The 9,489-nt window shown below is 54.1% G+C and carries 5 protein-coding genes and 1 pseudogene; 5 read left to right on the top strand and 1 reads right to left on the bottom strand.

Going from position 1 to position 9,489, the window contains the following annotated elements; genetic code table 11:
- The 5 genes from CRO75_RS31650 to CRO75_RS31630 all read left to right on the top strand — a co-directional run.
- Positions 1-2,899 (top strand): FG-GAP-like repeat-containing protein (locus tag CRO75_RS31650; RefSeq protein WP_177409817.1); only part of this gene is annotated, 2,899 nt, incomplete at its 5' end.
- A 644-nt stretch (positions 2,900-3,543) separates the two neighbouring features.
- Positions 3,544-4,809 (top strand): outer membrane protein transport protein, encoded by a 1,266-nt coding sequence (locus CRO75_RS31645; RefSeq protein WP_097140537.1) that lies wholly within the window; start codon positions 3,544-3,546, stop codon positions 4,807-4,809.
- A gap of 43 nt (positions 4,810-4,852) precedes the next feature.
- Positions 4,853-5,527 (top strand): DUF3313 domain-containing protein, encoded by a 675-nt coding sequence (locus tag CRO75_RS31640; RefSeq protein ID WP_097140536.1) that lies wholly within the window; start codon positions 4,853-4,855, stop codon positions 5,525-5,527.
- A 51-nt stretch (positions 5,528-5,578) separates the two neighbouring features.
- On the top strand, positions 5,579-7,018 hold the full coding sequence (locus CRO75_RS31635; RefSeq protein ID WP_204856421.1) for a DUF1254 domain-containing protein: 1,440 nt from the start codon (positions 5,579-5,581) through the stop codon (positions 7,016-7,018).
- A gap of 299 nt (positions 7,019-7,317) precedes the next feature.
- On the top strand, positions 7,318-8,850 hold the full coding sequence (locus tag CRO75_RS31630) for a DUF1254 domain-containing protein (RefSeq protein WP_204856420.1): 1,533 nt from the start codon (positions 7,318-7,320) through the stop codon (positions 8,848-8,850).
- 200 nt (positions 8,851-9,050) lie between these two features.
- Here CRO75_RS31630 and CRO75_RS31625 read toward each other — a convergent pair.
- Positions 9,051-9,489 (bottom strand): annotated as a pseudogene (locus CRO75_RS31625) (IS630 family transposase); the annotation flags it as partial.

The following is a 9,489-nucleotide window of genomic DNA, read 5'->3' as shown; positions in this document are numbered from 1 at the left end:
AGTCAGCGGCAGCAAGATCGACGCCGTCGAAGCGGCGGACGGCACTGTGGTCAAGATCCCGGCCTACGCCAACATGGCGGTGGGTGATGTGATCGCGCTGAACTGGAACGGCCAGGTGATCAACCACACCGTGATCGCGGCCAACCTCGGGCAGCAGATCAGCATCACGGTACCGGCGAGCTCGCTGGGCACCGATGGCAACTTCAACGTCAGCTACAGCATCACCGACGCCCAGGGCGGTGCCTCGGGCAACAGCCCGAGCACGCCGGTGGTCCTGAGTCGCATAGTCCTGAATAGCCCGGTGGTGGATGAACAGGCCAGTGACGGTTGGATCAACGCCAGCGAAGCGGCAGATGGTACCGTGGTCAAAATCCCGGCCTATACCGGTATGGCAGTGGGCGATGTGATCGCGTTGAACTGGAACGGCCAGGTGATCAACCGCACCCTGATTGCCGTCGACATTGGTCAGGAAGTCAGCATTACGGTGCCGGCGGGTTCGATGGGGGCCGATGGTAGCTTCCAAGTTAACTACGTTATCACTGACGCTCAGGGCGCTACCTCAGGTCCCAGCCCTAGCACCTTGGTGGTACTGGATGCAACTCCCCCTCCGGCACCGACGATCATTTCAGTATCCGATTCGGCGGCGCGAAACTTTAGCAGCTCCGCCTCTGGTAATTGCATTGTGTCGGGGCGTGCAGAAGCTCTCGCTCAGGTAGAAGTTCGAATCGGTGGGGTAGTGGTTGCCACTGTGCAAGCCGATGCCAAGGGCGTGTGGCAAGCTCCGATTAATCTGTCCACGGTTGCTATCGGTGGCAGTGTAAATCTGACGATCACTGCCAAGGACCCTCTTACTGGTAATACCAGTGCTGCGGTGACTCAAGCGATTACACATGGGCCCTCCGGCGTGGTCGTGAATCTCCTCATCCAGGGTGATGGAGCAGGCGACTGGGCGGGCTTCTCCGTCTCCAACGCGGGCGATGTTAACGGTGATGGCATCGCCGATCTGATCGTCGGCGCCCCGCGTGGGGATGACGGCGGAAGCAATGCAGGCGAGGCCTACGTGATCTTTGGTCGAACCGACGGCAATTGGGGCAGCGTGGATGGAACGGGCCGTCGCGTGCTAAACCTGGCCAACTTGACCCCAAGCGAGGGCTTTGTCATCCAGGGCGATAGCGCAGTCGATCAGATGGGGCATTCCGTCTCCAGTGCAGGCGACGTTAACGGCGATGGAATCGCCGACCTGATTGTTGGAGCGAACCAAGGGGGCGATGGCGGAGCTCAGGCCGGGGAGGCCTATGTGATCTTTGGTCGCGCTGATGGCAATTGGGGGGGAGTAGATGGCACTGGCCGTCGGGTGCTGGATCTGACCAGCCTGGCTCCGAGTCGGGGTTTTATCATCCAAGGCGATGGCGCAGGCGATCAGGCGGGCTTCTCCGTTTCTGGTGCGGGTGACGTGAATGGCGATGGCATTGCCGACTTGATCATTGGCGCCGTGGCCGGGGATGACGGTGGACTCAACACGGGCGAAGCCTATGTAGTCTTCGGCCGTGCGGATGGCAATTGGGGGGGGGTAGATGGCACGGGGCGCCGTGTATTGGATCTGACCAATTTGGCTCCGGGACAAGGTTTTATCATCCAAGGCGATGACCTTAGTACTTCCACCGGCATGTCCGTCTCCAATGCAGGTGACGTTAACGGCGACGGGATCGATGATCTGATCATCGGTGCGCCGTGGAAGGACAACGGCCAAGCTGACGTAGGTTATGCTTATGTGGTTTTTGGCCGCGCTGATGGCAATTGGGGCAGCGTGGATGGAACGGGCCGTCGGACGCTAAACGTAGGCACCCTTCCGCCAAGCCAGGGTTTTATCATCCAAGGCGATGGCATAGGCAACGACGAGTTGGGGCGCGTTGTCTCCAATGCAGGTGACGTCAATGGTGATGGTATCGATGATTTGATCGTTGGGGCATCTAACGCGGGCGAAGCCTATGTGGTCTTCGGCCGCTCCGATGGCAATTGGGGTGGAGTAGATGGTGCGGGTCGCCAGGTGCTGGGGGTGGGCAATTTGACCCCTAACCAAGGTTTTATTATCCGGGGCAGTGACGTTAACAGGTCTGTTTCCAGTGCGGGTGACGTGAATGGCGATGGCATTGCTGACATTGTTGTCCATGCGTCAGCCCAATCCTATCTAATATTTGGTCGCGCTGATGGCAATTGGGGGGGAGTGGATGGCACGGGGCGTCGGGTGCTGGATTTGAGCAATTTGGCCCAAAATCAAGGCGCTGTCATCCAGGGCGATATAGGTTCTGTCTCCGGTGCAGGTGACGTCAACGGCGATGGTATCGACGACTTGATCGTTGGCCTACCTTTCAACGGGGCAGGCGAGGCCCATGTAATCTTTGGCCGTTCTGATCTCAATGGCTTGGTACACATTGGCAGCGCGGGTGCGGATTGGCTGGCCGGTTCGCAATTTGGCGATCAACTCATCGGCGGCGGAGGCGCGGACGTACTGCTGGGCCATGGGGGGAATGACTTCCTGACGGCTAGCGGCACGAACTTCGAACGTATCGACGGTGGAGCGGGTACCGACACCTTGGTACTGGCCGGCGCAGGTCTGCATCTGAACCTCGCTGCGCTGGGAGCGCAGGTGCTTACGGGGCTGGAAGCTATCGACTTGACCGGTACGGGGGCGAATACCCTCAGTGTGACCGAACAGAGTCTGCAGGCGCTCTCCGATGCGACTGACACGTTGATCGTAAGTACCGATGCCGGTGACGTGGTCAATGCCACAGGCTTCTCGAAGACCGGTACCCAAATGCAGGGCAATACTACCTACGATATCTATATCTCGGGCGGCGCCACCCTGTGGGTTGATCAAGCGGCAACTGTGGTGATTTAACGTCCTCCCTTAACAGGCTGCCCCGTACCGTTTCGGTTGGGGCAGCCCAGGAGGGACAGACCTGTATCGGTACTCACCCATTTGGTCCGTCACCCATGCCGGAGTGGTACGTCGACTGCTGCCTTCCGGTATTTCTTGCAGAGCTGTATATGACTCGCTTGTATCTAATAATTACAACCGCTTATTTTGCTTTACCAATGATCGACATCGGATTTCCGTCTCATTGGGCTCAAATTCTCGCCGCTATGCGTTTGTACTTCTGAAGGAAAGTGTGTTGTTGAAATAACGAATGGATTTGAGTAGGCGTGGAATGAGTTAATGACTAGGAAGAGTATGTTTTCACAGTTAAATAGTATGCATGGCGTATTGATCTTAGCTATCGAGCTACCCCCCTACGGATTTTAATGATTGAATACTCACAGCATCTGATGAAGTGCGTATCCGAATCTGACGCCTGTTAATAGTAGTCCGATGTCTGTTAAAAATTATAAGTTCTATCCAAGCAGATACGCTAATTGTAAAGCGGGCTATCTCTATTTAGCATTCTCGGTGCTGGCGTTTATGTTGAGTAGGAATGCTTGATGCACTATTGAGCGGCATGCACTCTAACTTTAAAAAAATAACGTTGTTAAGGAAAACGCAAGATGAAACAAGGTTTTCATTTGACTCTGGCGGGGGGGCTTCTGGCTCTGCCTACCCAGTTATTGGCGGGTGGGCTACTGCTCTATGAGATTGGCACCGACAATACTGGGCTGGCCAACGCCGGCTCCGCTGCTCGAGCCCAAGGTCCTTCGACCATCGCCATCAACCCCGCCGGCATGAGCTATCTAGCCGGCACTCAAGTGAGCGCCGGCGCCCAGATTCTTTTCGGCGATTTGACATTCAATCGGGACTCGGCAACGAGCGCACCGGGCTCCGAGAGCGGTAATGTGTTGGATCCCATACCTGGCGGCAGTCTCTTCATATCTCATCAGTTAAACGACCAATGGTCCGTTGGCTTCGGTTCATATGGCGATTTCGGCCTCGCGCTGGACTACGACAACGACTGGTCCGGACGTTACTTCGTGCAGAGCGCGAGTATCGCGGGTTTATCACTGGTGCCCAGCGTGGCGTACCGTTTCAACGAGCAGTGGTCCGTGGGCGTTGGGTTCAAGGTCATGTACGGCCTTCTGCAATCCGAAGCTGCGATTGATCAATCGCCCTTGGGCCTGACGGCGCGCGCGGACGGTCAATATAAATTCAAGGACGGTGCTTGGGGATACGGTGCCAATGTGGGCGTGATCTATGCACCACAAGCAGGCACCCGCATCGGCCTAGCTTATACCAGCCAAATCAGTCTTGACTTCGAGGACCGTCTGGATGTCAACGCCGGCAACCCGATAGTAGGCCGGCTTGATGGCCTCAACAGCAAACTCGGTCTAAGCGTTCCGCAAACAGCCACGCTCAGTGTGTACCAGCAACTGGATTCACAATGGGCGTTACTGGCCTCGATTAACTGGCAGGATTGGTCGAAATTTGGCGATATCGGCCTGGAGGTAGACCCGTCCGCGGCGGGCTCTCGGTCTACAACCCTCGATGCGCATTACAACGACACCTATCAGTTGGCTGTTGGCGCGCAATATCAAATGAAGCCGGATTTGCTCTGGAACTTCGGTATTGCCTACGACACCTCGGCCGTATCGGACAGCAACCGAACTCTGACGGTTCCTATGGGCGCTGCTTGGCGGTTTGCAACTGGTCTCACTTATTCGCTCAACAAAGAGACAGATCTGAATTTCAGCTGGGTTGCTGTTTGGATGGGCGATATGCCTATCGACCAGCAAAAGACGCTATCTGGGGAGCATACGTCCGGTGAGTTCAGCAATGCCTGGATTCAAGCCTTGACGGGCAACATGACGTGGCGGTTTTGAATAGTAGCGTTTCGTATCACTTCAACGTAAGGAGTAGCGCAACATGAATCAGTCTAATAAATGGGTTGTAAGTGTAGTCCTAAATGGTCTGCTGCTGACTGGGTGTGTGTCGAAGATTACAGAAAAAGAGCAGTATTCTGGCTTCCTTCCCAACTATGGAGGGCTACAGGAGGTCGCTTCGCCGACTGGGGTGAAGGTGTTGCGTTGGCAAGCTCCAGGGTTCAAGCCGGCGAGCTATTCGACGGTTGTCTTCGAAAAACTCGAACTGTACCCGGCGCCCAAGCCGAATGAGCGAGTCAACTTGAAGACGTTGCAGGAGCTGCAGGCTTATACAAGTAATAGTGCTAGAGAGGCATTGTCGCAAAATTACCAAGTCGTTTCGAGTATCAAGGACGTTCGTGATGGAGCGCGCGCTCTGGTTTTGCGTGCCGCAATCACTGGTGTGACAGCCACCAATGAAGGTATGAAATGGTACGAAGTGGTTCCGGTTGCGGCAGTTGTTGGCGCAACTCAAGCCGCCACTGGGCATCGTGACCAGAATACCGAACTCTACATTGAGGCTGACCTTGTCGACGTCTCTACCGGGATGCCGATTGCAAAAGCCGTACGCAAGGTTTTTGGCAAAGAGCTTAAAAATGCCAGTCAGCCAATTACGGCTAATGACTTCAAAGCTGCTATCCAGGGCATGACCCACGATATGAAGATGATACTTCGCTAGCGCCAGGGCGACTCACGCCATATCCGATACAAGGTAAAATGGAGTTACACAATGATGCCATGGCCCGAAAAACTTAGAACCCGCATGTTGGCGCTCGCATTCCTTCTGTTGCAATTACCGATGCAGGTACACGCTCAGACTGCCGATGCGCTTTCCGCCCAGGAGATAAAAGAAATCGCCGAGGAGGGCTACATTTATGGCCTGCCCATTGTGATGAATTACGCAATTATGTACGACTATGCGGTAGACAAAAAGTCCAGTCAATTCAAGGCTCCTTTCAATCACATATACAACATGCACCATGTCGCTACCCCCAAGGACACGGCCGTCATCTCACCGAATAGCGACACGCCGTATTCTATGCTGTACATGGACTTGCTCGCCGAACCGATGGTGATTTCGGTGCCCGCGGTGGAGACATCGCGCTACTACTCGGTGCAGCTTATCGATAGCAACACCTACAATTTTGGCTACATCGGTAGTCGCACCACGGGCAATGAAGCCGGCACTTTCATGGTGGTCGGCCCCAATTGGCAGGGGGTGACTCCGCCAGGTATTGGAAAATTGTTTCGTTCTCGTTCGCAAATCGCTTTTGCGCTCTTTCGGACCCAACTCATCAATCCGGCGGACATGCCGAACGTCTTGAAGATTCAATCGGATTATAAGGCGCAGCCGCTGTCGGCCTATCTTAAGCAACCCGCGATATGTGTCACGCCAACGATCGACTTCCCGAAGGTGACTCAAGACCTTGTGAAGGCCGATTTTTTCAAGTACCTGAGCTTTATGTTGCAGTTCGACCCGGGCGCCCCGGACGAAGTGGCAATCCGAGCAAAGCTGGCTCGTTTGGGTATTGGGCCTGGCAAGAATTTCAACTTGGACGATTTAACTCCCGAGCAGCAGGCCGCCGTGCTGGAAGGTATGCAGCTTGGACATGCGAAGGTCCAGGATGCGGCTAATCATCTCGGTACAAAGATTAACGGATGGAGCATCACCGATAGTGGTGGCGATGCTACGTTCTATCGTGGTGATTGGCTAAAACGCGCCGCCATCGCACAAGCGGGCATCTATGGCAACGATGCCGAAGAGGCCTCCTATCCGCTGACCAGAACCCTGCCAAACGGCGAGCCGCTCGACGGGGGCAAACACGATTACACAATAACCTTCCCGAAGGGTGGACTCCCACCTGTCAACGCTTTCTGGTCGGTGACCATGTATGACGGAAAGACTCAACTGTTGGTCAAAAACCCGATCGATCGCTATTTGATCAACTCGCCGATGCTTCCGCATATGAAAAAAAATGCGGACGGCTCACTTACGTTGTACATTCAAAAAAAATCTCCCGGTGCCGACAAAGAAAGTAATTGGTTACCTGCTCCTGATGGCCCCATTTACTTGGTAATGCGCCTGTATTGGCCGAGAATAGAGGCCCCTTCCATCTTACCTCCCGGAAACGGCACATGGGCTCCGCCTGCAATCGCGAAGGCTAATTGACCAACTAGCCGTGACCGCCGCGACATAGGTATTGGGTCTACAGAAAAAAGCTTTGTAAGTTCATCCCTATTTATCTAGGTCTTCATTATGGGCGCTTGTATCAAGTCTAACGGTACAGGCTAGCTTTAAGACTGCTTATCGGCCAGCTGATATAATCCTAGGTTACTGGTGAATTTCAGATAACGCGGTATCGGTACGCCTTTCAGTCATGCCTTCAGCTAGGAATGGTATTTCCTTAGGTGTGCAGATACCGCTGTTTTGGGCTGCTATTTGCAGCATTGAATAACGAAGAGAGACATATGATGATGTGTAACAGAAGAAACTTTGTTGTGGCATTTGCCCTGACTCTGGCCCTATTGACACCGCTCTCATGGGCGCAAAACACACCAGGCTATAACAATAATATTCCGCCTGAAGTCATGACGCCTGCCCGCGTTCAGACTCGTCTCGGAACGCTGAGTTTTGCTGATGGATTTCCCTCGAAGGAAACAAGTCAGAAGTTGTATGACAACTTGGACTTCATGCGTGGTGTAGAAACTTTTCTCAACTTTATACCCGCTGCCTCCTTAGAAGCCATGCGCAGGGGTATGGCTGAAGTGGGCGCGGCGAAATCCAATCAAGTGCTCATTATGGATAAGTTGCTGGACTCCAACCCGCTGCTTTTGACTGGTAACACTGATACGGTTTACGCCGCGGTGACGATGGACTTGGAGAAGGATGGTCCGACGGTAGTGGAGGTGCCAGCGGGCACAGGGCCAGGGACCGTCAATGATGCATTTTTTCGCTTTGTCGTAGATATGGGTAAACCTGGGCCCGACAACGGGAAAGGCGGCAAATATCTGATTGTTCCCCCAAACTACAAGGATCCGCTGCCTTCGGGTTATATTGTTGCTTATTCGCCATCTTACATAAACTGGCTCGTCCTGCGAGGCTTTCTGGTCGATGGAAAACCTGATGCAGCAACGAAGCAGTTTAAGGAAGGGTTGAAAGTTTACCCGCTGGCCGCCGCTAATAACCCCCCACCTATGGAGTTCATTAGTGGTTCGATGAGACCGTACAATACGATTCATGCCAACGACTTCAAATTCTACGAAGAGCTTGCCCAAGTTATAGCCAAAGAGCCGATCGATTTTATTGACCCCGAATTGCGAGGGCTCGCAGCGAGCATTGGTATTCGTAAGGGCAAACCTTTTGCTCCGGATTCGCGGATGAAGGCGATTCTTACGGAGGCAGTAGCGGTCGGCAATGCAACAGCCCGAGCGCTGGTCTTCCAATCCCGCGATCCGTCAAGCTATTTTTACGAGAGGAGTTACTGGAAAAGCGCGTTTGTAGGCGGCGATTACCGGTGGCTGACAGATGGTGGCGAAGGCGGGCGTAACCTTGATGCACGAACGCTCTTCTTTTATCAGGCTACGGTCAACACGCCTGCTATGGTGTTGGAAATTCCTGGGGTCGGCTCGCAGTACGCTTATGTCAATCAGGACGCCAGCGGCAACTATCTGGATGGGGCGAAAAGCTACCGTATTAAGATCCCGGCCAATGTGCCGGCTAAGGACTTCTGGTCAGTGGTGTTGTACGACCCACAAACTCGTTCTGAACTTCAAACCTCTCAGCTTTTCCCCAGTAAGAACAGTAAGCGAGATGCGCTTGTTCCGAATGCAGATGGCTCGGTTGAGCTCTTCATCGGGCCGGTTCCGCAGTCTGGTAAAGAGCAAAACTGGATTCAGACGGTACCAGGCAAGAACTGGTATGCGGTTCTACGACTTTACGGTCCGCTCACACCTTGGTTCGATAAAAGCTGGCGGCCGGGGGATGTTGAGCTCGTAAAATGAGGGCGCTTAGGCTTTGTACGAAAAGTGCCCGCGCGGCGATCATGCTGCGTTGAAAACAGGCTCGTGCGCGAGTCCGATCGGAATGCTCATTTACAACCAGTAAACTCCGCTTCCTCGCCTGTTTTCGCCTGGCCTGATCGTCGCTCGGCGACTTTTCGTACAAACCCTAGTGTGGAGTTTCAGAAGTACCGCTAAAAAAATCACTTGCCCAGCGCTCGTGCGGCACGAGCGACTGAGGCGAGAATATCCTCGGTCTTCTTGTGCCACCGAAACGGCTTCGGATTCTGCTTGTAAGTTTCTAGATAGTGCTCAATCGAGGCCTCAAGATCTTTGACGCTGACATGTGCCTGTCGCTTGATCCACTTCTCGCTCAGTGTTGAGAAAAACGCTCGACCAGATTGAGCCAGGAGGCCGAAGTCGGTGTGAGACGTTTCAACCGGCCGATGACCTCACCGGTTGCCACATCCAGAGCGGCGAACAGAGAGGTCGTTCCATGCCGTTTGTAATCGTGCGTGCGGGTTGCGGGATTGCCTGGCGATAGCGGTAATCCAGGCTGCGTGCGGTTCAACGCCTGAATCTGGCTCTTCTCATCAATGCACAGCACCAGTGCTCTCTTGGGCGGATTCAGGTACAGCCCAA

The organism is Pseudomonas sp. LAMO17WK12:I10, from assembly GCF_900215185.1.
Taxonomy (GTDB): domain Bacteria; phylum Pseudomonadota; class Gammaproteobacteria; order Pseudomonadales; family Pseudomonadaceae; genus Aquipseudomonas; species Aquipseudomonas chlororaphis.
Note: the sequence above shows the minus strand (reverse complement) of the source record. Positions and strands in the feature narration are given on the sequence as shown.

Excerpts from the sequence above, each read along its gene's own strand:
- CRO75_RS31645 (WP_097140537.1), top strand. The coding sequence starts at position 3,544 with ATGAAACAAGGTTTTCATTTGACTCTGGCGGGGGGGCTTCTGGCTCTG.
- CRO75_RS31640 (WP_097140536.1), top strand. The coding sequence starts at position 4,853 with ATGAATCAGTCTAATAAATGGGTTGTAAGTGTAGTCCTAAATGGTCTG.
- CRO75_RS31635 (WP_204856421.1), top strand. The coding sequence starts at position 5,579 with ATGATGCCATGGCCCGAAAAACTTAGAACCCGCATGTTGGCGCTCGCA.
- CRO75_RS31630 (WP_204856420.1), top strand. The coding sequence starts at position 7,318 with ATGATGATGTGTAACAGAAGAAACTTTGTTGTGGCATTTGCCCTGACT.